This window comes from Ruegeria sp. YTSC004 (assembly GCF_059609805.1).
In genome coordinates this window covers 19,885-43,843 of record NZ_JBXWMJ010000006.1, presented here as the reverse complement: position 1 = coordinate 43,843, position 23,959 = coordinate 19,885, and the positions used below count along the sequence as shown (strand labels likewise).

Here is a 23,959-nt window from a genome sequence, read left to right as displayed (position 1 = left end):
AAAGAAATGAAACTTCTGTTGAAGGCAGTCACAATCGCGTCGGCAATTGTTGCAACCCCGGTTCTTGCGCAAACTTGGACGCTGGACCCTGAAGGCTCGCATCTGGCCTATGGTTCGATCAAAAAAGACACCGTGGGTGAGGTAAACTCTTTCACAGGTCTCTCCGGTCAGGTTGGACCCGACGGAAAAGCCGATATTGAAATTGACCTGTCATCGGTGGAAACCAATATCGACATTCGCAATGAACGTATGGTCGAATACGTGTTCCAAAAAGCGGGTACAGCATCACTGACGGCGCAGTTCGACATGGCAGATGTAACGGCCCTGAGCGTTGGCCAAACCACGATTGTCGATGTCGATGCGATGCTTTCGCTGGCAGGCACAGATGTAGCGTTTGATGCCGAGATGTTTGTGGCGCGCCTGTCTGAAACATCAGTCATGGTTTCAACAAATGACATGGTGTTCATCAGTACAGAAGATGCAGGCGTCGATGCGGGTGTGGATAAGTTGATGGAATTGGCCGACCTGCCCGGCATCACACGGACCGTACCCATTACAGCGCGTCTGATATTCAACCTGGACGAAAAGAAAGCCCAAGCCGAACCTGCCGCCACAGCCGTAACTGCTGCGGTTGCTATCGAAGGTGACGTCAAAGCAGGTAAGAAGGTGTTCCGCAAATGCAGCGCTTGCCACAAGTTGGACGAAAACCGCCATACGGTGGGCCCATCGCTTCACCGCATTATCGGCGCTACGGCGGGTCAGGCTGACGGATTTAAGTTCTCGGAACCTCTAAAGGGGTCGGGTATCGTATGGACAACCGACACCCTGACCGCCTTTCTAGCGGATCCCAAAGGCACAGTTCCGGGCAACAAGATGCAGTTTCGCGGCCTGAAAAAGGAATCCGATATCGTGAATGTGATCGCCTATTTGCAAGCCGAAGCACAGGGTTAAACCTGAACCAATCTAATAAAGCGGGTTCCCTTTACACGCATCGCCACGCTATCCCTTGTCTGACCTCAGACAAGGGAGACGCGCGGCATGAGCGACACGGTCAAACTGACACTGGACGAGATCCGGGACCTCAGCCTGTCCATCCTGGCCAAGTCGGGGTTTGGCCAGGGACATGCGGCGGCCATTGCCGATGTATTGACGACCTGCCAAACCGACGATTGCCAATCTCATGGGTTGTTCCGCCTGTTCATGTGCAATGACACCATGAAGACAGGCAAGATTGACGGGCATGTCGCCCCGGTTGTTGCGCCTTCGGATAATGCCATTGTTCGTGTTGATGCGCGCGGCGGCATGTCTTTGCTGGCTTTCCGTGAAGCGTTGCCTGTGCTTATCGAAAAGACCCGCACCCACGGCATTGCTGCAATGGCAATCAACCGCTGTTTTCACTTCTCGGCCCTTTGGCCCGAAGTGGAAAGTCTGTCTTCAGAAGGTCTGGCCGCGATGGCGATGGTGCCCAGCCACAGCTGGGTCGCACCTGCTGGGGGAACTCGGGGCAGTCTGGGTACGAACCCATTGGCTTTCAGCTGGCCGCGCCAGGGCAAAGATCCGTTTACTTTTGATTTTGCGACCAGCGCCTTTGCCCGTGGTGAGATCGAGCTCTATCGCCGGGCAGGCAAGCCCCTGCCCGAAGGCGTGGCCATAGACAAGGACGGCAATCCGACCACCGATCCACAAACTGCGATGGAGGGCGCGATGCTGACCTTCGGCAGCTACAAAGGGTCTGCCCTGTCGATCATGATCGAACTGTTGGCTGGTCCGTTGATCGACGACCTGACCAGCCTGGAAAGCATGGAGTTTGCCGAGGGCCAAGGCGGGGCGCCCTATCACGGCGAGATTATTCTGGCCTTTGACCCCGCCCAGTTCAGCGGTGGTCGTGCCGCGTTAAATGACGATCGCGCCGAACGTTTATTTGCCGATATCATCGATCAGGGTGCGCGCTTGCCGTCGCAAAGACGTTTCGCGGCGCGCGCGCACAACACGTCCCGCGGTTACGTTGAGATCGCAAAAACCCTGCACGACGATTTGCTGGTTTTGGCCGAACAGGCTTAACGACTTCGATCGTCTCTTTCCCTTGGCGGTGCGGCTGGCCAAGAAGTGCCTCCCAAATGAATGCAGGGGGCATCCTTGGACCGCATCACCCGCACCATCGCCACCGAAATCAACGCCCGCCCTGAACAGGTCGATGCAGCGAATGACGGAAAATCGGGCTGCGCCCTCAGCATCACGGTTGGCCGCCGGATATCGGCTGCGGTCCCCCAATTCTTCACCAAGCATTACTCTTCTAAAAGTTCACGAATATTGGCATCTAACTGCGCCGTGAAACCTTTGTCATTGCCTGGGTTGGCAGCGCAATGGCCCCAAGGGGAATTGTAAGGGCGGAAGATGGCGCGAGGTATGTGGTGGGCCTCAATTTCATTGTCCTCTGGAGGGAAATAGAGATCCTGAGTACAGGGCATCAGAATGGCACGAGCCTTGATGGCACTCAGCGCCAGTTTGTAATCCCCATTGTAAAGCGGCCCGGCTGAGATGTCGCCTGCCTGCCATGTGGCAAGCTTGGCCAGCAGATTGTTTGCATCCCAGCCCTGCACATGGTCCTGTTCCCAATCCTGCATCAGCTCTTCAATCGATTGGAATCCCAGCTGCCGATATAGCCCCTCGCGATAGAAGGTCTGAGAGAAGGCCCAGCCTGCGTAAACCCGGCCAAAGGCTCTAAGCCCGGCCTCAGGTGGGCTGTCATAATTGCCGCCGTTCCAACTCTGATCCGCGCAAAGGGCGGCCTTGACCCCCTCGAGGAAGACGAAATTATGCGGTGAGGTTTTGGCCGAGGCGCAGAAAGGCAGGATCGCCAGCACCATGTCCGGGTATTGCGCCGCCCACTGGTAGGATTGGCAGCCTGCCATTGACCAGCCAGCGACTAGGGCGATTTTCTCAATCCCCAGGTGATCATGGATCAACCGATGCTGGGCAGCGATGTTGTCCCACATCTGCAACAGCGGAAATCGCGGGCCGTCCTGCGGCGCAGGCGTATTCGATGGCGACGATGAGCGACCATTACCGAACAGGTTCGGGCTGACGATGAAATGGCGGCTTGGATCAATCGCGCGACCCGGGCCAAAGAACCCCTCGTTACGGGAATTTGTGCCGGTATAAAAGGTGGGCAGAACGATGACGTTGTCACGGGCGGCCGACATTGTACCGTAGGTCTGATAGGCAAGCCGGGCATCCTTCAATACCTCGCCCGACAAAAGCGGAAAGTCGCCCAGTTCGTAAATCTCAAAATCCGGCACCACCTGTTCCTTTCCTGTCTTAGTAGAGCCGCAGATATTCCTGCACTTCCCAATCGGTGACCGATTGGTGATACCGCTCCCACTCATCGTTTTTGTATTCGAGATAGGAATTACGCATCACCGGGCCCATCACATGTTCCGCCATGGCATCGCCACGCAAGGCCTCGATCGCGTTAAACAGGGTCCGCGGCAATCGGCGGATTCCGAGCTCGGCAAGTTCAGCTTCGGTCTTTGAGTAGAGATCAAAATCCGTTGGTTCGCCCGGATCGGTCTTTTCTTTGATCCCCTTCACACTGCAGCTCAGATGCATTGCCATTGCCAGATAGACATTCATGGTCATGTCGCAGGCACGGTTTTCGATGCAGTGACGGCTTTGCGGCAGGCGGAACTGGGCCGAGCGGTTGTTGAAGCCATATGTGATATTGGTCGGAGCCCAGGTGACGGTGCCGCCTTCAAAACCGCCAACGCGCGGCACCAACCCGTTATAGGAATTCACGGTCGGACAGGTGATCGCCGTGATTGCTTCGGCATGCTGCATCAGCCCGCCTACGGCCCAGCGGCTTTCGTCGCTCCAGTTGCCATCGGGTGTCTCAAAAATATTTTCGCCGGGGCGACTTTCATGCTGCATCGACATGTTGATATGCGCCCCGGACCGCCAGTCCCCCACAGTTGGCTTGGGCATGAAGGTCACAAACAACCCATTCTGTTTGGCCACCTCTTTCAACGTGATGCGCAGAAAAGCCAACCGGTCGGACATTTCCAGCAGGTTGGTATAGTGGAAATCAAGCTCAAACTGGGAATATGCACCCTCGGCCACCACGTCATGCAGGTTCCAGCCTAATCCTTCGATGATGTCGATCAGGGTTTTAAGGAATGGCATCGAGTCGATGGAATACTCAACATCATAGCCAAATGCCTGACGACGCGGACGAAGCCCATCTGCAGGGTCATCGTCAAATGCCTTTACCGGCTGCCCGGCGTCGTCATATTTCATCACGATAAACTCGGGTTCTACCCCGGCGTAACCAGTGTACCCTTCCAGCGCCGCCTCGTGCATGGCGCGTTTCAGGGCCTGACGCGGGCAGACATTATAGGGTGCGTCTTCCCAGTAGAGATCCGAGAAGATGATCGCCATCGATGTGTCCCACGGACAGACGTAGACGGCATCGAGATCCGGAACCACCACCTGATCGCTGTCGGCGGGGCTTAGCTCGGGCACGTACGAAATCGAATGCACCGCGAATTGCGGGCCTTTTCCAAGGCATAGCGGTTCAAAATCACTCATTGGTACGGGTTTGGTTTTTGGAATACCGTGCAGGTCAATCCAGGCGGCCATCACGTATTTGACACCAGCCTCCTCCAGACGTTGCCGTACCTCTGCGATACGCGGGCGGTTACGCTCGACAGCGTCATGGAAAGTCTCGTAGTAGATGCGGGTGCTGGCATTATCCTTGGGCATTCGGCGTCCTCCCATCGAATGGCAATCAGAATTGGTTCACCGAGGGTGACCCCTCAGTGTTGGCGCTGGTTTCGGTTGTTCTGTCGCTCAGCGAAAAGGTGTTCAGCCGGGGACAAAATCGTCTGGGTCGATGCCCGGAACCTGCGTGATCCCGGCAAGCTGTTTCCAGTTGTGAGGGTAGGCGGCATAGAAGATCACGCATTTGCCGTCCGACTCGTAGGAGATGTGGTTGTCCTTCGGGACAAACAGCACATCACCACGGTTGCAAACATAGCTTTTGCCATCGCAAACCAGTCGGAACGTGCCCTCAAGGCAATAAATGATCTCGTCGCAGGTCAGATCCCACGGCACCTTGATGTTGTTCAGGACGTTGATACCGCCGCACATGGACTTGCTGAATTCGCTGGTCACCATCGGTTTGATGTAAGTATCGGTGTCCCCCATCGAGTCGTAGCGATTTTGAACCAGATCGAATTTGAAAAGTTGAGGTGTGTCACCCATTTGGTCAGCCTTCCTGTGCCAGGTGTTTCAGTATGGATTCGTTCAATTCGACCTTGTAACCGTCAGGGTCCTCGCAAAAGGCGATGACCCTAGTGCCGTTTTTCATTGGCCCCGGTGGACGGGTGATGTTTACCCCCGCTGCAGCCAGCTGTTCGCACGCGGCATAAACATCCGGCGTTTCGATGCAGATGTGACCCCAGCCGTCGCCTTTGTCATAAGGCGTGCCCTGATCCCAATTGGCGGTCAGCTCCAGCGTGGGAAATTCGGCCTCAGGCCCATAACCGATAAAGGTATTGGTGAATTTGCCTTCGGGGTAGTCCGTGCGCCGCTGCACTTCCATACCCAGAATTCCGCAATAGAAATCCAGTGACTTCTCCATGTCGGTGACCCGCATCATCGTATGGGCCAGACGAAACCCTTTGGATATGGACTTATTCATCGATATTGTTCCTTCTTGCTTAAGCACCGGCCACATCACGCTCGATCAGATCCTGGAAGGCGCGCACGCTGTCCTCCCAGGCGGGCGACAACAGGCCTCCGTCCTCGGCGACTGGGGATTTGCGGCCCTCAAACATGCGCTCAACCATCTCGTGATCTTCCTTGTGGACATCCCACCAAAGGTTTCTGAGGGCTTGTATTTCCTCGGCGCTCAGTTCCTGGCCTTCCGTTGTGTAAAGAGCTCGGTACTGGCGCATTTTTCCGGCACCGATGGGCACGTTCAGATAGACGCCCAGTTGGTCCGGGAAATAGCGGCCCAGAATGAAATTGGGGTACAGGGTCAGATAGCGAGAGCTGACGCCCAGACTGCCGGATGTGCCCAACTCTTCGTTCAGGTCCACGGCGCTGCCGATGCAGTTGCCATCGATGAGCGTATAGTGGTTTTCCAACGGCTGATCGGTGGTTGAGGCATGGACAAACTGGACGTGGTAAGGCTCGATAAAGTTCTCCATGATCAGCTTCCAGTTGGTGCCAATCTCACCAAAGTCGAGCAGGCCAATTGGTTCCACTTTGGTGAAGTCCATCCCCTCCAGCCGGCTGATCAAAGGTGCGGCATAGTCTTCGAATTCCGGCGCGTTCCCATCAAGATTGACGAAAATCCAATCATGCCAGACATGGGTGCGCACGGGCTTCAGGCGGTGTGCTTTGATGTCAAACCCGTCGAACTCCTGCTTTCCGGTTCCGGCAAAATGCGGTGCAGCACGCAGGTGGCCATCCAGATCATAAGCCCAAGCGTGATAAGGGCATCGGATCAGCTTGCCGACGTTCTTAGGCTTGTCGACCAATGTCATGCACCGGTGCAGGCAAACGTTGTGAAAAACCTGGATGTCGCCATCACGACCGCGCACCGCCAGCAGTGGCAAGTCTGCGCAGGTGATTGGATGTGCATCACCGGGGTTGGCCATCTGATGGGCAAAGCCGATGAACACCCAGTTCTTGGCCAGGACAGTCTGGCATTCCCTCTGCCAGAACTCTTCGCTGCGATACGCCCCGGCAGTCAGCCCGTGCTGAGGCCCGCCAACGGCCTGCGCTCTTTCCTCGGCAATTGTCATTTGTCCTCCCTTCGACACTGCCACCTGCACCCGCCTGTTCAACGGTATGCGTATGGTTTCCACCGTCTCTCGCGGTCTTCCTACTTGCCGGCTCTGTTTCGCCGCGCCGGGACTTGAGGTTTTGACTGCGAATATCGAATTTCTCGTCCATTTTTTTCCGTTTTTCGCGACTAATTGGAATCTTGAGGCAAGAATCAGAAATAATCTGGTCAAAAAACGGCATAGTGGTGCGAATTTCGTATAGCGGGATCGTGTGGATTGCGAAAGGCGCAATTCCAACGGAATTTTACAGAAAATCTGGCAATCGACTCGCGTCACCGTCCTTAAAATCTAGGGTGTCGAGGGCAATGGATGTCGTTTTCTGCACTTCCCGCCACAGAATTCACAGGGGAGAATTGCGGATTTCGATGTCCTCACCTAGTCTCAGCTACGAATGCAGCAATCGAGCATCGGGTATATGGCAGTCAAAAAGCAATCAAACATGCGCGCCACCGCACAGAGCATTAGGTCCCCAAAGGATGACTTGAACCAACAGATCATCCGGCTACTGCAGCAAGATGGCCGGATGGCCTTTTCTGAGATTGCGCAGCAGTTGAATGTGTCCGAAGGAACCATCCGCAACAGGGTGAGCGGGTTGCGAGACAACAACATGTTGCGGATTGTTGCGATGTCGGATCCTGTGGCCACAGAGTACACAACCGACGCGATGATTGGGTTAAATGTGGCTGTTGGCGTGACACCACGCCAAGTGGCGGAACGGCTTGAAAAGAACCCAAGGGTAGTTTTCATCCTGTGGGTCGCGGGCCGTTATGACCTGATTATCGAACTCGTCAGCGACGACGGTGACGCACTAAAGGAATTTCTTGAACATGAAATCCACGCGAGTGACGATATTGCCAAGGCCGACGTCATGCCGGGGCTGCAAAATTTCAAGAACCAGTTCCTGCTGAAGCAGGGTGTGAGGGAATGACTAGGGAGCTGTCCACAGATGGAAATGCCGGCGACACATAGTTCTGCCTCCAGCGAATGAACTCATCCATTTTCGCAGCGCGCCCTTCATCCAGCATCTAAACCGATTTCATTGATCCTGACCTCGATTTGCCAAAATTGGCGCTGATTTGTAGATCAGACGCCGAAGACGACTGTTCCTGTTGATCTGCCACGTGGCGGTCGCGGATACCGTTCATCGCCACGATGCGAGCGCCGGATTTCGGAGCCCCCGCGAGATTGTTCGCACCCGAAAAAAGCGGATCGGTGAACCAAGCGGAAAGGCGACGACCGGAAAAAACCGCTGTCGCAAGTTCGTATCGAATCGCAAAATATGTTAGGATTTCTCATCAAGAACGCCGGTCTTTTAACCTCAATTCTTCAACCAGTATTAGTTTATCGTCGCATCTCTCCACTTGTTCTTGGAGGTCATATGTTAGCCGATTCAACACTTTACAACTTTGCCGTAGAATTCTTGCGAAACCAGGACGAGCGGCCCAACACACCAGATACCGTTCCCGATTCCAATGCCCTGGACGTGCGGCGTGCAGCGCTGGCAGGGTCGAGCGAAGCCTTCGCTGCGGCGCTTTCAGGGGCTGCTCCGGCGGAAATCAGCGTAACCGAAGCTGAGGAAGCGGCTGCGGCCCTTCGAACACTTTACGTCGATAGCGCCCAGGATCGCGATACGCTTGCAAGTCTTGCAGAGCACGGGCTTTCTTGGGACCGGATCGACGGCGCGGAGAGAGTACTGCGCTCCGGCTCCGACCGCGTGGTGGCGGTGCGCCGGGTTCCGATCTTCAGTACGCAACTGAATGACGCTCTTCCGGCCTGGACCAGTGGCTTGGCGGCCGAAGCGGTCATCGGGCCAGTACGTGATGCTTTCGGTCGTGACATTTGGATCCATATTTTCCGGATCGTCCGCCAGGTCCGATTTGTCCGTGCCCCTGGCGGTGCCCCGTTCCTAAGCGTCCCGCACGTCCAGTTTGCCTCAGTGTTCCATTCCGCCGCACAAGTCGATCATGACCTCGCGGGCGGCAGCTTTTGGATGGCAACGAACCTATTTGCGACCGTGGCTGGCGACACCTACACTGGCATCCGGATCAAAGGCGGCTCGCTGTCTTTTTCTTCACCAATTGCGGTCAATGGCGACGAGGTCGTCGTCCCGACCAATGTCACTTGCAAGCTCGATATCTTGCTGGATCCGCCCGCGCGGGGCACTTCGGGCGTCCCATTGGACCACGCCGGCGCCGACGCGCGCGCCTCAATCTTCGATCCACCAGAAGCCCTGCAGATCGTCATTGGCCCTGGCGGCAATCAGATTGAAGCGACGGCAGACGCCACCATTGGTGCCTTCGGTGAAGAGGTGAAATTAACGCCTGCGCAATCCGCAGCACAGTACCTGCCGGAATTCAACCGCCTGTTGGTGCCAATGACCCCAACCGAAACGGAGTTCACGGTCACCGCCTCTGATGCCAAGGACTTTGCGATCGCGGGCGAGGCCCCGATCACCGGCGGTGGCCTTGCACTGCCGGCCGCGCGGATCGCCCCCGCGCTTTTGGGCGAGGCGGCGGGAGTCGGCGCATTGATGCTCCAGATCGACCCCGGACTTTCGGCTCAAATCTCTTCTGAAACCGCGCCCGGACAGCTTTGGCTAACCACTTTGATGGTCGATCAGGAGCGACTTGCACTCACCGCCCTGCAAGCCGAACAGGATGGCCACCGCACACTGATCGAGATTGGCGACGTGACACCTGCGTCACGCGCTGAAATCGGGCGTGCGACCCAAGGTTCGGTGCGTTACTTCGCCCAGACTGGCGGGCAGGAGGCCGTCCAGTATGTGGCCGATGTCAGCCTGCGCCCGGACCTTCCGCGCGATGTCGCAGGCGATCGTGTGCCGCTGCGTTTACTGGATGCGGTCGTCATCATCGCTCAGATTGGGGATATCGGCGCGCTCGCAATCTATGGTCGAAACCGCGGGGACCGGCGACGGTGCTTTCAGATAAAGAATGGTCTCCTGCGCACCAACGACCCGATCAACGCCCTTCTATACGGCTTTTTCGATGGCGAGCGCATAAACTCCGGCGCCCTTTGGGCAGGCTACAGGCTGGAGGGGATCGTACCTACACTGCCTGACCCTTATGCCGCCAACGTCGGTATCCGCGACACGTCCGAGAAACGGGGCGCTCAGCTTCTGATCAGCCGGTTCGCCGTCCAGCCAGGCAGCCGGACACTGGACTTTTTCCTCCCGGGCCCAGCGCCTGTAGCGGCCCCCAACGATGGCGACACCGGCGCATCCATGAACCTACTGTCGAACTCCGTTGCGGCTGTTGCCTCGGTCACCGACATCTCCATCGCCGCGCGTCCCAACACCGCCGCGGCCGCCGCTGATCCGAGTTGGGGGAAAGCGCTTGGCGATGCGCTAGACTTCGAATTTGTCCCTAAGATCACCCTTCTCGATGTCTCCAGTGGCGCGGGCCAGTTTGGTGTCGCGCTGCGCCCACCACGTGGCCCGCGCGATCCTATCGGAGTTTCCAGCACTGCACCGACGACTGCGGTTAACCAGGTCGTCGCCATTGAGGACCTGGCTTTCGAGGTGGATCCCAATTGGATGGTGCTGCTGACCCTTCCTGCGGTTCAATGGGAACCCGCGGTCGTCGTTCCGCCGGAGCCTGCGGACGCTATCGCCTTTCCCGAACGTGTGGTGTTTCTCAATTCCGGCGTCCCCGCGGTCATCGACCTGCCCGACGGGGACCGCGTACCATTCGCACCGGTGCCCGCCTATGACACGATCCTCGACCGGCTCCGCGGCGACACCCACCCGTCTAGCCGGGCGCGAGTCACCCTCCCCTTTGGAATGATTGCCTCCGCTCGATTGACGGCGCCGACCGATACCGAACGCGGTGTTCGGGTGCAGGAAACCCGCCCGGAGGCCCCTGATGACATGCAAGGCGCCCACCAGCTTTCGCTGCGCGCGCGGGACCGCACGCTCGCAGGTCGCCAGACCCCGGCCATGCCCGGCCATACGGTGCAACTTCCCGTTGCCGTGCCTGCGGATGTACCCGGTGCGCCAGTCAGTATCCTGGGAACCAGCGCGACGAGCATATTCAACTCTAGCCTTGGTGCTGGTTCACCCAGCACTGCGCTCGTCCCCGTCACGCGGCTCGACCTTTCGGGCTATGGCGAAAGCATCTTCAGCAAGTGGGACAACCCACTGAACGCCACAACTCAGGTCGAGAAGGTCGAACTGGACGTGCCCGTCGGACGCACCGCGCGGGAAGTCGTCACCGTCAAATCGGTTCTGGTTCCCTACGGCGTGCCTGTTGTGCGCACGATCACGCTTCAGCGTAAGGCAGACGCCATTGTCGGTCGCAGCGACACCGGCTGGGTTGCGGGCGGCGATGGCCTGTATGACTTCCCAGGTCTCGGCCTGATCACTCATCCCGGAGTCGTAAGCCGGATCACAAATGTCACCGAGATCGCCGAGACCGGCCAGATCGTCACCGCCAATGGGCAGGATTTCATGGTCGTCTACTTCCAAGGCGATCTGGTCATGGATGGCGCCGACGCTCCTGTACCGGTCAAACAGCACCTGGGCTACGTGCGCATTACCGCCGACCCGCCAGCCTTCGACGTCGCCACCTACACCGACCTGATCAATCAGGTCGGGCCGATGTGCGGCCCTGTCGAAGCGGTTTGTGCCGTCGCAGGCGGAGAGCAGAAGATGCGTATGAACCGCGTCGGCATTGCTGTGGCGGGAACCGAGTTCGCGATGACTGCATGGGGCAGCCTCGTCTTTCCCGGCGGCGAATGGTCTGTGCTCGAGACGCTCGACGCCAGCGGCGCCCCTTCGCCGGTGCCTGAGGATGAAGGCTTGCCGCTGATCCGGCGCGGCGCAGCCGGCCTGCCGACAGGAGAACCTTACCGCTTTGCCGACCCCGAGGATCTCTTCGCCGTCAACCCGGCCAAGGATTACGGCATCCTGCACTCCATGGGGATGCAGCGTGCCTTCTTTCGCCGACCCCGGATCGAGCCGACCGAACCCAATCGCATCGTCTCGACCGAACGCCCGATCATCGCCGATCCTTTCGTCCTCGCCGACTCGTTGTCCATGTTCCCCGAGCAGTCCGACTGCATCCCCTTCCCGAGTGCCAATTTCGCATTGGTGGCTGATGGCGGCAGCTTCCGCCTTGACGGTCCCGGCACTTTCAATGCGGGGATCGGGCGACGCACGACCGCGTCTGCCGGAAGCGTGCAAAGCGACGTTGATTACACCAACTCAGAGGTCACATACGAAGTTGACACCAGTCAGCCAACTCCATGGGAGTTCCGCCTAACCAACGCCACCCGCATCATGGCGCATACTGATATGGGCGATGTGATCACCACGGTTGCGCAGGTCAGCGCCCTTGGTGACCCCGACACCCGTTTCGAAGCGCCCGAACTCCGAATGGGCGGACCCGTACAGATCGTGCAGGACCTTCTGACAATCCTGCAGGAACTGGGTATCTCCGGCGAACCGGATGTCCGGATGGAGAATAAATGGAAATTCACGTTCGGAATGAAGGTTCCCTTCAAAACCAGTAGCGGTGCCGATCTTCAGATCCCGCCCTCACCGCTGCCGGGAGACATCATCTTTGCGGACACAGGCGTAGAAGTTCTGGTCACCTTGGCGAAGGAAAAGACCAAAGCGAAGTTCTCGCTGGGCGGCAAACCGATGTTCGCGATCAAGACTGTTCCCGGCCTATACGCCGTTGCGATCATCAAGTTCTCACTCATCATGTCTGTGAAGGACGGCACGACCTTCGTGGTCACTATCGGCTTTGGGATTGCCTACATGAAAAAGGTCGGACCGGGCGACTTCCTCAAGCTTAAGGGTATGGTTGGGTTCACCTTCATCGCCATTATAGGTGAAACCGTAATGGGTTGGGGCGGAGGGATTCTGCTACAGGCCGAGGCAGCCATCAAACCAATCATATCCGTCGCCATCCGGTTCGAGGCAATGGGGGCCCGACTACTCGCGCAACCGGGCACCGGCAACGAGACCGTGTTCTTCGTCTCGAAAGTTACCGTATCGATCGACATCTCGGTCTTCCTGGTCTTGAGCTTTTCCGCCTCCTGGGACGCAAAGATGGTTGAAATCACGCGCGGCCCCCTCGGCAAAGAGGATGCTCCAGATGTGCTGTAATAACCAAAAGGGGAGGATCGCCCCATGACTGCCGTGTCCCGCCTTGTGCTGCTGCCGTTCCTCCAGAATTGGGATGGCGCAAATCTCTCGCTACGTCTGATGGTGACCCCCCAGACCGATCCGACCTCGGCCCCCGCACCGGGCCTGCCACCCTATGCGACAACGGATTTCGACGTTGTTGTTCGCACCATCGCGGACCCGACGGTGCTGCCGTCACCGGCCAGCGTCGCCACCGGCGAGACTGCGATCACGTTGCCCGCAATGCCTCAGGCCGAAACGCTGTTTCAATCACTGGCGTCCGAGCTCCCCATCGACAACTCCGTCACGCCTACCGACCCACGCACCGCCTCGATCCGGATCATGAAGTACGCGCCACCGCCCTATCGCGAGGCCACAGGCTATGGCCAAGGTGCCAATCCCTTCCTTCTGACCGATGACACGTATCGCTGCGCGCTCAAGGCCGTTCCGCCAGCAGGCACGTCCATCGCCGATACGGCACCACCGTTGTCGTGGGGCCAGGTTCTGGCCGGCGTACTTCGCCAGCCTTTACTTGCCGAAGCCGTAGGTCTCATTCGCGCAATCGACATCCCCCTTCCTGCAGACGTCGTCTCACAAGGGGGCTGGGTCTATGTCGATCTCGCCCCCGGCAGTCCGTGGCAGTCGCTTGCCGGCATTCCCGGAGCGCTGCGTCTCTACGCCGCGCGGCTGTCCCCGCTATCGGGGCCACGCCCGCTGTTCACGGCCGTACAGTTCCCCGTCACAGCAGCACCCATCCCAGGCTACGACGATATCTTCACCGAGGCCGTACGTTATGACGACGGCTTCGCCAAAGAGGTCTATGGCGCGCAACCGGCCTGGGCCGACCCCTTCGACGAGGACGGTGAGGACGAAGCGGAGCGTCCCGCGACAGAACGCGGCCTGCTTGTCGGGTGCGACGACTCGCAACTAGTCACCTGGTTCAACCGTCAGATTAGCCCCGGTGCTGCGCCGTTGGATGCGCCGATGGGCGTACGCGGCTATCGCATCGATGCCCGGGAAACCGGCAATTCAGACTGGGTTCCTTTGACGATGGGGGAAACCGCTCTTGTTCTCGGCGGCAATGACCTTGGTAGTGTTCAGGCCAACTTCCCCGTCGAGGTCGGACCGAACAAGATCCTCGGCGATCCCACTGCCAACATGTGGCTTCCCTCGTACTTTGCTGCCTGGAACGGCCGGCCGCTTGTGGGGGTCGACCGCTTCGCCGACCGGCTGATGGGCGGCGACGATGAACCTGAACCTGTCATAGGCGTGCCCCCCGATATCCCGTTGCGCTATGGCACCACCTACGATCTGCGCATTCGACTTTGCGATCTTTCCGGCGGTGGCCCCGGCATCGAAACCGAGGCCCTGAACCCTGGCGCACAGCCTGTCTACACCGCAACGATGAAGCGCTACGTCCGGCCCGCTGGACTGCGTACGACGCCCGCCCTGCCTTCGGCAGCCGATCCCACCGACCCTCCAGCCTCGCTCACAGTTAGCAAACCCCGACTGCACTACCCCGCGTGCCTCGTGGCCGGCGGAACCGAGGCCGAGCTTGAGGCAGATATGCCCCAGGCCGCCGCCGAGCAGCGCGCACCTGGCCTTCCGGACCCAGATGTGGACATCCTCGAGATCTCGGTTGAAGTGCTGCGTCCAGACGTGAACCCGGAAGACGATGAGCCGGTCTACGAACAACTCTACACTATAAAGCGCGCCTTCGATGCCGATGGTCAGGCCCTGCTAGATCTCGAATACGTTGACACCGCCGACATCGGGACCATGGCAATCCCCACAGACGGCGCGATCACTATTCCGACTTCGCGCAATGTGCGGCTGAACCTGACCCCTATCTGCTCGGACAAACCCAACTACTTCGGTGCCGATGACGTGCGCCGCGGCGAAACTGCGCGGCGCTACCTACGCAGCCCGGCCCAGGACGAACGCGGCCTCATTAGCCTGCCACGCGGATGGGTGGCCGAGGGTTTCTACCTGCAACCTACGGAACCGGGAAGCCGGGCGCTTGTCAGAGCCAACCGTGCCGGAGGTCGTACCGGTCAGGGGGCCGAGAACCCGATCGCGCGGCTTGCCTCCGCGCTCGACCTCGATCATGTGGGCGCAAGCCTGCGCGCTCGCCCGGGACAGCGCTGCCTATTCGGACTGCACTCAAGTCTGAACGCAGTTATCGGTCCCGACGGCGGTTCAGTCCGCTTCGCAACCAAATCCGAAGTGACCAGCCAGTGGATCGTCGCGGTCATTGTCAACATCGAAAGGGACTGGACATGGGATGGGCTCAGTGGGTTGCGCATCGAGCGTGACGGCAACCAAGTGGGTCGCGTGAGCTGGCGGCAGTCCGCCCCCCACGAGGTCGCCCGTGCCGCCGCCAATGGAGAAACGACGCTGATCTTCCTCGATGCGATCGACCCCGAGCCCGCGGACGGCAGCTTCCCGCGTCCTTTGCAGTTAAAATACACCGCCATCCCCGAATACAAGGTTGACCCCGCACAAGAGGACGGTGCCGAAGAGGTCGATCTGACCTTGCCTGTCGCCCGGCCTCCGCGCCAGGTGCCCAAGATTGTCTCAGCAGGCATCGCATTATCACCTTACTTGCGCGACCCAGCGTATTCCCACTCCGAGGAACGAACCCGGCTGGTCTGGCTCGAGTTCGACCGACCGCCCGACGATCCGAATGATAGCCTGTTCGCGCGCATGCTCGCCACCAGTCCGGATCCGGTACTCACCGGGGATCTTACCGGCGATCCGACGCTGGGTAACACGCCCCTGCCCATCGACCTTGAACTGATCCGCACGATCATCCCCGAGCAGGCCGATGACCGCAGCGGACTGGGCGCGATGCAGAAGCTTTTGCCCACGAACAGTCCTCGGCACTTCATGCTACCGCTGCCCCAAGGGCTGCCGCCCGAAGCGCCCGAACTCTTCGGTTTCTTCCTTTACGAATTCCGCGTCGGTCACGCCGAGATGTGGAGTACTGCGCAAGGCAGATACGGGCGGCCCCTGCAAGTCGCAGGTATCCAGCACGCGCCGCCTCCGCTCACCTGCGGCGTCACCCGCTCGACCCAGCGGTTGACCGTCAGCGCCGAATTCGCCGACCCGGTCAAGAATGGTCGCTCCGTGCAACCTGTGGTGCCACGCACCGACCTTTGGGTGCTGCTTTACGTACAAGCGGTGCAAGCTGATGACGAAGACCGGCGCAACGTGCTTCTGGGTCGTCGCCAGCTTGCAGCTCCGCGCCGCCCGCGCCAGCCCTTCGATGACAGAAGCTTTGGATTTACCGCCACAACCGAGCCCGCCGGCCAGACAAGCTGGTCGGCCGCAGAGATCACGAGTCTTCTGGCCGACATAACGCTCGGCCCCGATGCACCGCTCAGCTGCCTCGTTGTCGAGACCCTGCCCGGCGAGGTGCCACACAAAGATCCGCTAGGTGCGCATCTTGGTTACGAACGCATTCTGCGCGCATCACCTCTGACGAAGGTGCCCGAGGTCTGCTAGGTCGAATTTATTCTGCCTACGGCTGATCGCAGGGTTTGGCGACGTGTACAGGGGTGCTGGTCGGATCGGTGACCTGCGGTAAGAGGACTGTTGCGTTAATTGGTTGAAGCTGGGTCAAGTGCAGCGCATGCGGCCGGACTATACGCGCTCGAACAGTTTGAGATGAAGCCGGTCTCTCCTCGAACACCGGTCTATTTGTGTCAAATGTGACCGCGCTTGTTGGTCCGGATCGTCTCTATCCCACTCAGTGTTGCCCTCACGGTTCGCAAGGCTCGAATGCTCTGACGGTACCTAAGTAGGCGCTTCATTGCGACATGGTCACTTTCGACCAAATTGTTCCGCCACTTTCGATCAATTTGCCTGTGCAGTCAAAATCCGGATCGTATCGGTGGTTGATTTCGCAGATGATACGCCGATAAGCGTAGGCCTTGGGAGCCTTAACGTCTCGCGAACCGAGAGCCGGAAAGCGGACCGTGGTTGGGCTCAGGACACATTGATTTTTGGTTTCAGCGTGATTCACGTTGCCGAAAACAAGCGGTTACCATGCCTGACCTTTTCTGGCTGAGCGACGAGCAGATGGCGCGCCTTGAGCCCTTCTTTCCTAAGTCTCATGGCAAGCCACGTGTAGATGATCGACGTGTTCAGAGTAGGATTATCTTCATCAATAGCAATGGGTTGCGCTGGCGCGATGCGCCAAGGAATACGGGTCGCACAAGACGCTATGCAATCGCGCTCGCGGCTCTCGTCATTTATTGGTTATGATGCCCGACCCTAACCGCACATTACCTAAATCAAAAATTCGAAATTTTTGACTTCCGATACTGGTCAGATGCAATCTAATCGCGTCTTTCAGACCATCCTCTCCGGAAAGAAGTTGGCGCCTCGCCGTAGCGTTTCTTGAATCGTACGGTCAGCTGAGTAGCGCTGCTAAAGCCAGTGGCTGCCGCAATTTCGGCGACCGACATCTCGGTTTCGCTGAGCAATGCGTATGCCCTCGCGACGCGCAGTTCGATATAGAACTGGACCGGCGAAGTTTCGACATATTTTTGAAAAAGCCGTTCCAGCTGACGACGCGAAATCTGCACGGCCTCGGCAATTTCAAAGATATCCAGCGGCTCTTCCAGGTTTTCATGCATGATCTGCATAGCATTGATCAGGTATTGATTGCGGCTGCCCAAGGCCACCGAGAAGGCCGATTTCTGAAGCGTTTTGCTATTGTTGGATCGAAAGTGGATGCACATGTCTGATACGATGACCGCCAGATCGTTTCCGAAATCGGATTCGATCATGTCCAGCATCATGTCGGTTGCGGCATTTCCACCACCACATGTCATAAGCTCGTTGTCAATCTCGTACAGGTTTGCCGATGGCTCCAAATCGACAAAACTTTCAATGAAAGCCGGGTGGTTTTCCCAGTGCAACGTAAACCTTTTTCCCGGCAGAACCCCGGCCTTAGCCAGGGCAAAAGCGCCGGTGCAAATTCCACCCAGATTGCAGCCAAAGGTTCTCTGTCTACTGATCCAGGACAGGACTTTGGGGTTCGTACTTTCGGCTGGTTCAATGCCTGAGCAAACAAACAACCGCGAGGATCGCGGAAGATTGAGCAATGCAAAGTCCGGCGTAATTTCAATCCCGTTGGAACAGGAAACCGGTGTCCCGTCTTCGGTGATCAGAAACCACTTATAAAGCTCTTTGTTGGTGACCTGATTGGCGATCCTCAGTGGCTCTACCGCAGCACTAAAGGCCAGCATGGTCAGTTTCGGCAATAGCAAGAAGTAGATTTCTTTGGCCGACCCTTCATGGTCTATGCGATAGCTGGCCGCACCTTTTGGAACAAAGTTTCTCGGGTTCATTGTCTCTCCTCCCAGTATCGACCAAGGCGGATGAAGTGCACCAACACCTGTTGCGGTGTTGGTGCGGTACGGTCAGGCGCTCATCTGGGCAACAGGCTCACCGCTTTCCTCCCACGAGCGGATCTCATCTTCGCTCGCCTTTGGTGAGAAGAGCCCGGTCATGGCATAGATGATACCGATGACCGGTGACAGCCAGCAAGCAAATGCGAGCGGGATGTACAGCAGGTTCTCAAAGTTCCCATCCGCGATCCCCAGGCCCAGTGCCGTGATGACAAAGGCGCCACCCGCATTCCATGGGATCAGAGGGGACACCAGCGTTCCGCCCTCCTCGACGGCGCGGGACAGGTTCAGCGGGGAATAGCCCATCGCGCGATAGACAGGCGCATACATTCGGCCCGGCAGTGCGATGGATAAGTATGGATCGCCTGCAACGGTATTGGTGGCGACAGACGTCATGATAGCGGAAATCTGAATGCCGGCAAACGACTTCACCTTCGATATGACGACTTTGATGATAGCCTGAAGGCAACCCACGCGTTCAAGCGCTCCGCCGAAACCCAGGGCAAGCAGCACCAGTGAGATGGTCCACATCATCGACTGAATGCCCCCGCGGTTTAGCAAAGGGTCTATCTCCGGAACCCCGGTATCGATTGAATAGCCGCTGTTGGCAAAAGTGAACGTTTCATGAAGCCCGGCCCCCTGACAAAAGATTGCCATAACACCGCCCGCAACAGCCCCTGCAAACAGCGACGGGATCGGAGGTTGCTTCATGACAGCCAAAACGATGACCAGAACCGCCGGAAACAGCATGATCGGTGAAATCCAAAATGCGTCGTCCAGCGCGGTTGTGATCGCGTGAATACGATCAAACGAAACCTGCGACGTGTCGATCAGTGTGAAACCGACGACAAAGTAAATCACCAGCGCGATCAGCATCGAAGGAACAGTGGTCGGAAGCATGTTCCGAATGTGATCGAAAAGATTGGTCCCCGTCACGGCAGGGGCAAGGTTAGTTGTGTCCGACAAAGGCGAGATCTTGTCGCCGAAGAACGCGCCAGAGACCACCGCCCCCGCCGTCCAATACATTGGAATACCAAACCCGGCACCAATCCCCATCAGCGCCAAACCAACTGTACCGGTTGTTCCCCACGATGTGCCCAATGAAACAGAGACAATGGAGCAAAGGATCATTCCTGCGGCAAGGAAAAGCTCGGGCGACAATATCTTGAGGCCGTAATAGATCAGCGTCGGGACGGTGCCGCTTGCGATCCACACGCCAATGATCATACCTACCGTGATCAGTATCGAGACCGACGGCAGGGATATATTAATGACGTGGAACACGCCTTCTTCGATGCTGGGCCATTTGTGACCCAACATAAGGCCAACGATGCCGGTGATCGCGATCCCGAAGGCCAAAGGGATGTGCGGGGTAAAATCGCCGAAATAGAATAGCTGCAGCCCAAGCACACACAGGGTCAGCACGATTGGCACAAGCGCCAGCACTAAGCCGGGTTGACGTATGTTGTCTTCATTCGCAGACATATGGGTCTCCTCCATTGGAATGATCCAGAAGCGGTGTGATCTGCGGAAGAAACCAAGTTTAGCAGTGTGGGACCGTCGGTCAGAGCGCACATCCTATTAGAATTTGCGACACAGATGCGTCGGGGTTCGGCTTCTTCGGGTGAACTGAAGGCCGACCAACGCGATCAAGCGCAACAAATTGGCTCCAATTACTGCGCACTCCCAAGCCCCGAACGACAGCAGGCTGTACTACGGGTATTGGCAACAACCCTTGGCAGACGTCCGCCTCATTGATCGTTGCTGCGGTACGGCAGCCGTAATTTTGATTTTTTTTGCAAAGCAGGCTTGGAAAGTGGTTTTGCGGATAGCTTACAAACGTGACTTTGTCGTTTCATGTAAATGCGCCCTTCGAAATTCCGAAGGCGTCATCCCGGTTTGAGCGCGAAAGGCGCGGTTGAATGGTCCCAGTGAGGAAAACCCCACATCGTAAGCGATGCTCAGGACCGAACGCTCTGCCAGCTCGGGCGATGATAACATGGATTGCGCCTCTTGAATGCGGAACGCGTTCACGAAGCTCGCAAAATTCCGGTGCCCCAAGCCTTGATTGATTGCGGACCTAATGCGGTGTTCCTGTGTCCCAAGATGTGCGGCCACTTGGGCAACGGTCAGCCTTTCGATGCGCCACAGACCCTCAGACATCGCGGCTTCAATACGCGTTATGAGCGCGGACTGCGCCGGGTTGGCTTGGTCATCCCGCTTTGGAGTGCTCGGTATCCAGATGTCTGGAACCACGCGAACCGACCACAGCAGGAATGCGCCTGCAGACAGGAAAAACGCACTCGCCTGTAGTGCAAATACCCAGACAGGAAGCGCTTTATCCAAATGGGTGATTTCAAATCCGGTAATGAGAATTCCCAAACTGAGGATCCAGATCAGAAACCAACGCCGAAACCGGCGACGGGCCTCGATCAGATCCCCCGCCTGACCTGAAACTACGATCCACAGGCCATGGAAAAAGAAGATCAGTACGCAGATACCGCGAACTGCACCAAGTTGCAGCTGTAGTTGAGAAAGCCATGCCAACCCGACTATCAACGCAGCGGTCAAGATCTGCCAAGGTCGAACAAAAACGTCATCCTGGAACAGCTCAATCACGGCCCAATAGAGCAAGACAGGGATCACACCTGCGATCATCACAAGCACAATCCGAACCGGGCTGTCGGTTAGATCAATGCTTGGTGAGGACACAATCAAGTAGGGGCCAAAACTGAGGCACAGCAAGACTACTGCCATGCTTTTGCGCTGGAATCCCCCGTTTCTCATGAAGACAGCGGCGCATAACGCGAGTGTGCCGATGGCACTGCCGCGCAGGAAGATATCCAAAATCATTGGGTCTGACATAACAGGCGCAATCGAAGTCGGATTTACCCCGCCGGTCAACGGTATAGCCATACTGAAACTGAAAAATCCTCGCCGATTTTGCAAGAAACGGATCGGTTTTCAAATTCAGCGCGCTCTGATTTGCGTCGCCAGCCAGTGTCCGCCACATGTCAATTCGCATTCGGAGCAGACAATGACTCAGTTAGCCACACTCTTATCCATCTACACGGATGTCTTCGGCGGAGACCTCTTACGGTATATTCTTGGCGCCGGCGGCACGTATCTATTGATCAATATCATGCTGGCACGGCGTCTTGGTGCGCAGAAAATTAGACCCTCTACAGTGCCACAAGGTCAAATCCTGCGCGAGATTCTAACGAGCCTGCGCACTGTGCTTATCTTTACTGCCGCAGGGACATCCATCGCGCTTGGTGCGAGGGTAGGTGTCATCACAATCTACCAAGACATAGCCGCATATGGCTGGACCTATTTCGCGTTCAGTATCGCGGTGCTGATTATCCTTCATGATGCGTGGTTCTATTGGACGCACCGTGCCCTGCACTACCCGCCCCTGTTTCGCCGGTTTCACCGCTTGCATCACAAGTCACACCAACCGACTCCCTTCACCTCCTACAGCTTTGACGTTGGCGAGGCCGTGGTGAACGCCGTCTACTTGCCTTTCGTTCTTATCATTCTGCCAACACACCCTGTCGCGCTTTTCATCTTTGTGACCCATATGATGCTGCGCAATGCAATCGGGCACTGTGGGATCGAAATCTTTCCTGCCAATGCAAAAGGCAGGCCGGTCTTTGGCTGGCTCACGAGCGTTACTCATCACGATATGCACCATGCACATGCGGGCTATAACCACGGGCTCTATTTTTCGTGGTGGGATCGGTTCATGAAGACCGAGCATCCAAGATACTTGACCGAATTCGCCCGCGTCGCGCCGCGATTGCGCATCCGAATGGTCAAAACAGCTCTTTTGGTGATTGCGGTTATCGTGGGTATGTTGGCCACCCAAGGACATGCCTTTGACCTAAAAGGCCACTACGCGTCCCCCGGACTCGGCGTGATCGTCGCGTTTGAAGATTGCACATCGAATAAAGCAATAAAGTGTGGACGTCTTGTTTGGGTTTGGAACAAGGACGACACGCCCCATGCGCAGGTTGGTGATATGATCCTGACCGAATTGGTCTTTGACGGCACGGTATGGAAAAGCGCGCTACGCGATCCAGAAACTGGACGGACATATCGTGGATCCATCCAGCAATCGGCCAAGCATCAGTTGACACTTAAAGGCTGCGCCGGGGTATTCTGTGCATATCAAACCTGGCATTCGACCGAGTACCTCAGAACTGTGCTCAGGCGTCATGGAAATTAGGTACAAGGCCATCCCCAAAGATGGCCCATTCCGGACCTTCACACTGCCTTAACGATTCTACGCTCGCAGTTCGCTTACCGGTCATTCGCTGCAGTCGCGAAGACACAGCCCAGTGTGGATGTTTGGGTCGTTAAGGTCGTTCTGCCGGACCACCCTGATACGCTTGTTTTCTCCGCAACCGGACCTCGCGGTCACCAGCTGCTTGATCAAGAATCCAGTCAATCCCGCGCAGAAAGTCATCTGTTGTCAGGGGATTGTTTTCTCCGCTGGAGGCAGAGAGTACAAACCCATGTGCATAGTCTATTAGCACGTGAACAAGGACGTCGCCGCCATCGCTGTTTTCAAGCTGGTCCGTGCTGGCCTTTAATTCCCCGGACACGTTTATGAGATCCGCGCTCATCAGCGTCACATCCTCAAGGATCGCGCGCAGAAGGTTGGCGTTCTTCAAGGCGTATCCATAGTAGGTCATCATGATGCTTTGGGCGCGTTCAACCGGAGTATCTCCGTCCACGCCATCCAGAACGCCGGCGAAAGCATTTTCCACCAGACCGGATAAAAGCTGTCTCTTGGTGCCAGCGTGATAGGTCACCGCCATCGGGGTGACCCCAAGCTGATTGGCGAGCATGCGAAACGATAGCGCGTCAACGCCTTTGCTTTGGACAATCGGCAATGCAGTTTTCAGGATCAGCTGTTTCGAAAGGCGCTGCTCAGCCTTTGGCGGCCGCCCTGGTGGGGAAGTTTTCGTCATCCGATTTTCAATCTGTAATCGAGATCCACCAGACCGGAGGGAAAGCTGCTAACCGACACCAGTTCCAGATCAACGTCACCTTGTGTCTCGCCGAATATCCGAATGCCTTCCCCGATTAGGATGGGAATCAAGGTGATCCGCATGTCTTCAATCAGCCCGGCTTTGAGGAAAGAGCGAACGATTGCTCCGCCATCCACATAAACTCGGCTGAAACCACGCGCGTCAAAGCTCTGCATCAATTCGGTTGGAGATTTGTCTGAAACCTCAACCTTGTCGCGCAGGTCACTAGGGATGTCGTCGGCTGTCATCGAACGACTGAGAACCACCACCGGTTTCGTGTATGGCCACGCTCCAAACCCCCTAACCGTCCGGTATGATCCCGATCCCATTACGATCACGTCGACACTGTCTTGAAAGGCTGTGAACCCGTGGTCTTCATCCTTGGTGGGTTGCTTATCCAACCAATCCAGCCTGTGATCCGGCCTTGCAACAAAGCCGTCTAGACTCATTGCCATCATAATATGTCCTGTGGGCATCGTCTGGATCTTCCTCATATTATTTATA

General features: G+C 57.2%; 16 protein-coding genes and 2 pseudogenes. 7 read left to right on the top strand and 11 right to left on the bottom strand.

What is annotated here, in order from left to right:
• Positions 1-6 precede the first annotated feature (6 nt).
• Entirely contained in the window at positions 7-951 is a 945-nt protein-coding gene (locus AC2FFP_RS12180) for a c-type cytochrome (RefSeq protein ID WP_496766176.1), read from the top strand.
• A gap of 87 nt (positions 952-1,038) precedes the next feature.
• Entirely contained in the window at positions 1,039-2,061 is a 1,023-nt protein-coding gene (locus tag AC2FFP_RS12175; RefSeq protein ID WP_496881088.1) for an Ldh family oxidoreductase, read from the top strand.
• A 224-nt stretch (positions 2,062-2,285) separates the two neighbouring features.
• Here the strand turns inward: AC2FFP_RS12175 and AC2FFP_RS12170 are convergent, their stop codons facing one another.
• From AC2FFP_RS12170 to AC2FFP_RS12150, 5 genes are all read right to left on the bottom strand, one after another.
• On the bottom strand, positions 2,286-3,299 hold the full coding sequence (locus AC2FFP_RS12170; protein ID WP_496881087.1) for an alpha/beta fold hydrolase: 1,014 nt from the start codon (positions 3,297-3,299) through the stop codon (positions 2,286-2,288).
• A gap of 19 nt (positions 3,300-3,318) precedes the next feature.
• Positions 3,319-4,758, bottom strand: coding sequence for a glutamine synthetase family protein (locus tag AC2FFP_RS12165; RefSeq protein ID WP_496881086.1), 1,440 nt, complete (start codon positions 4,756-4,758; stop codon positions 3,319-3,321).
• Positions 4,759-4,860: 102 nt separating this feature from the next.
• On the bottom strand, positions 4,861-5,259 hold the full coding sequence (locus tag AC2FFP_RS12160; protein ID WP_496881085.1) for an AraC family ligand binding domain-containing protein: 399 nt from the start codon (positions 5,257-5,259) through the stop codon (positions 4,861-4,863).
• Between the two features lie 4 nt (positions 5,260-5,263).
• Positions 5,264-5,698: a lactoylglutathione lyase gene (gene gloA / locus AC2FFP_RS12155; protein WP_085823161.1), complete on the bottom strand. Its 435-nt coding sequence runs from the start codon at positions 5,696-5,698 to the stop codon at positions 5,264-5,266.
• Between the two features lie 19 nt (positions 5,699-5,717).
• Positions 5,718-6,809, bottom strand: coding sequence for an aromatic ring-hydroxylating oxygenase subunit alpha (locus AC2FFP_RS12150; protein ID WP_496766168.1), 1,092 nt, complete (start codon positions 6,807-6,809; stop codon positions 5,718-5,720).
• A 433-nt stretch (positions 6,810-7,242) separates the two neighbouring features.
• Between AC2FFP_RS12150 and AC2FFP_RS12145 the strand changes: the two genes are divergently transcribed.
• The 3 genes from AC2FFP_RS12145 to AC2FFP_RS12135 all read left to right on the top strand — a co-directional run bounded on the left by AC2FFP_RS12145 (position 7,243) and on the right by AC2FFP_RS12135 (position 16,506).
• Positions 7,243-7,779 carry an Lrp/AsnC family transcriptional regulator gene (locus tag AC2FFP_RS12145; RefSeq protein WP_496844280.1) on the top strand — a complete coding sequence of 179 codons (537 nt, stop codon included), beginning with the start codon at positions 7,243-7,245 and terminating at the stop codon, positions 7,777-7,779.
• A gap of 450 nt (positions 7,780-8,229) precedes the next feature.
• Positions 8,230-12,981 carry a hypothetical protein gene (locus tag AC2FFP_RS12140; protein ID WP_496881084.1) on the top strand — a complete coding sequence of 1,584 codons (4,752 nt, stop codon included), beginning with the start codon at positions 8,230-8,232 and terminating at the stop codon, positions 12,979-12,981.
• A 24-nt stretch (positions 12,982-13,005) separates the two neighbouring features.
• Positions 13,006-16,506, top strand: a complete 3,501-nt coding sequence (locus AC2FFP_RS12135; RefSeq protein ID WP_496881083.1) for a hypothetical protein — start codon at positions 13,006-13,008, stop codon at positions 16,504-16,506.
• Positions 16,507-16,709: 203 nt separating this feature from the next.
• Here the strand turns inward: AC2FFP_RS12135 and AC2FFP_RS12130 are convergent.
• A pseudogene (locus tag AC2FFP_RS12130) lies at positions 16,710-16,936 on the bottom strand (DDE-type integrase/transposase/recombinase); the annotation flags it as partial.
• A 113-nt stretch (positions 16,937-17,049) separates the two neighbouring features.
• On the opposite strand from AC2FFP_RS12130, the pseudogene AC2FFP_RS12125 reads away from it, so the two are divergent.
• Positions 17,050-17,237: pseudogene (locus tag AC2FFP_RS12125) on the top strand (transposase); the annotation flags it as partial.
• Between the two features lie 105 nt (positions 17,238-17,342).
• On the opposite strand, the gene AC2FFP_RS12120 reads toward AC2FFP_RS12125, so the two are convergent.
• From AC2FFP_RS12120 to AC2FFP_RS12110, 3 genes are all read right to left on the bottom strand, one after another.
• Positions 17,343-18,359: a GlxA family transcriptional regulator gene (locus tag AC2FFP_RS12120; protein ID WP_496881082.1), complete on the bottom strand. Its 1,017-nt coding sequence runs from the start codon at positions 18,357-18,359 to the stop codon at positions 17,343-17,345.
• Positions 18,360-18,431: 72 nt separating this feature from the next.
• Positions 18,432-19,904 carry a Na+/H+ antiporter NhaC gene (gene nhaC / locus AC2FFP_RS12115; RefSeq protein WP_496881081.1) on the bottom strand — a complete coding sequence of 491 codons (1,473 nt, stop codon included), beginning with the start codon at positions 19,902-19,904 and terminating at the stop codon, positions 18,432-18,434.
• Between the two features lie 348 nt (positions 19,905-20,252).
• The gene (locus AC2FFP_RS12110; RefSeq protein WP_496766152.1) at positions 20,253-21,335 is read right to left on the bottom strand and encodes a helix-turn-helix domain-containing protein; all 1,083 of its coding nucleotides are present in this window, start codon (positions 21,333-21,335) and stop codon (positions 20,253-20,255) included.
• Between the two features lie 121 nt (positions 21,336-21,456).
• Here AC2FFP_RS12110 and AC2FFP_RS12105 point away from each other — a divergent pair, with 121 nt between their 5' ends.
• Positions 21,457-22,647 (top strand): sterol desaturase family protein, encoded by a 1,191-nt coding sequence (locus AC2FFP_RS12105; RefSeq protein ID WP_496881080.1) that lies wholly within the window; start codon positions 21,457-21,459, stop codon positions 22,645-22,647.
• A 130-nt stretch (positions 22,648-22,777) separates the two neighbouring features.
• Here AC2FFP_RS12105 and AC2FFP_RS12100 read toward each other — a convergent pair whose 3' ends face one another.
• Both AC2FFP_RS12100 and AC2FFP_RS12095 read right to left on the bottom strand, forming a co-directional pair.
• The gene (locus AC2FFP_RS12100; RefSeq protein WP_496844272.1) at positions 22,778-23,395 is read right to left on the bottom strand and encodes a TetR/AcrR family transcriptional regulator; all 618 of its coding nucleotides are present in this window, start codon (positions 23,393-23,395) and stop codon (positions 22,778-22,780) included.
• The gene (locus AC2FFP_RS12095; RefSeq protein WP_496766144.1) at positions 23,392-23,910 is read right to left on the bottom strand and encodes a dihydrofolate reductase family protein; all 519 of its coding nucleotides are present in this window, start codon (positions 23,908-23,910) and stop codon (positions 23,392-23,394) included. The genes AC2FFP_RS12100 and AC2FFP_RS12095 overlap by 4 nt, the downstream gene beginning before the upstream one ends.
• Positions 23,911-23,959: the final 49 nt, after the last annotated feature.

Bases quoted from the DNA above. Each gene is read 5' to 3' on its own strand.
- AC2FFP_RS12180 (WP_496766176.1), top strand. From the start codon at position 7: ATGAAACTTCTGTTGAAGGCAGTCACAATCGCGTCGGCAATTGTTGCA.
- AC2FFP_RS12175 (WP_496881088.1), top strand. From the start codon at position 1,039: ATGAGCGACACGGTCAAACTGACACTGGACGAGATCCGGGACCTCAGC.
- AC2FFP_RS12165 (WP_496881086.1), bottom strand. From the start codon at position 4,758: ATGCCCAAGGATAATGCCAGCACCCGCATCTACTACGAGACTTTCCAT.
- AC2FFP_RS12160 (WP_496881085.1), bottom strand. From the start codon at position 5,259: ATGGGTGACACACCTCAACTTTTCAAATTCGATCTGGTTCAAAATCGC.
- gloA (WP_085823161.1), bottom strand. From the start codon at position 5,698: ATGAATAAGTCCATATCCAAAGGGTTTCGTCTGGCCCATACGATGATG.
- AC2FFP_RS12150 (WP_496766168.1), bottom strand. From the start codon at position 6,809: ATGACAATTGCCGAGGAAAGAGCGCAGGCCGTTGGCGGGCCTCAGCAC.
- AC2FFP_RS12145 (WP_496844280.1), top strand. From the start codon at position 7,243: ATGCAGCAATCGAGCATCGGGTATATGGCAGTCAAAAAGCAATCAAAC.
- AC2FFP_RS12140 (WP_496881084.1), top strand. From the start codon at position 8,230: ATGTTAGCCGATTCAACACTTTACAACTTTGCCGTAGAATTCTTGCGA.
- AC2FFP_RS12135 (WP_496881083.1), top strand. From the start codon at position 13,006: ATGACTGCCGTGTCCCGCCTTGTGCTGCTGCCGTTCCTCCAGAATTGG.
- AC2FFP_RS12120 (WP_496881082.1), bottom strand. From the start codon at position 18,359: ATGAACCCGAGAAACTTTGTTCCAAAAGGTGCGGCCAGCTATCGCATA.
- nhaC (WP_496881081.1), bottom strand. From the start codon at position 19,904: ATGTCTGCGAATGAAGACAACATACGTCAACCCGGCTTAGTGCTGGCG.
- AC2FFP_RS12110 (WP_496766152.1), bottom strand. From the start codon at position 21,335: ATGGCTATACCGTTGACCGGCGGGGTAAATCCGACTTCGATTGCGCCT.
- AC2FFP_RS12105 (WP_496881080.1), top strand. From the start codon at position 21,457: ATGACTCAGTTAGCCACACTCTTATCCATCTACACGGATGTCTTCGGC.
- AC2FFP_RS12100 (WP_496844272.1), bottom strand. From the start codon at position 23,395: ATGACGAAAACTTCCCCACCAGGGCGGCCGCCAAAGGCTGAGCAGCGC.
- AC2FFP_RS12095 (WP_496766144.1), bottom strand. From the start codon at position 23,910: ATGGCAATGAGTCTAGACGGCTTTGTTGCAAGGCCGGATCACAGGCTG.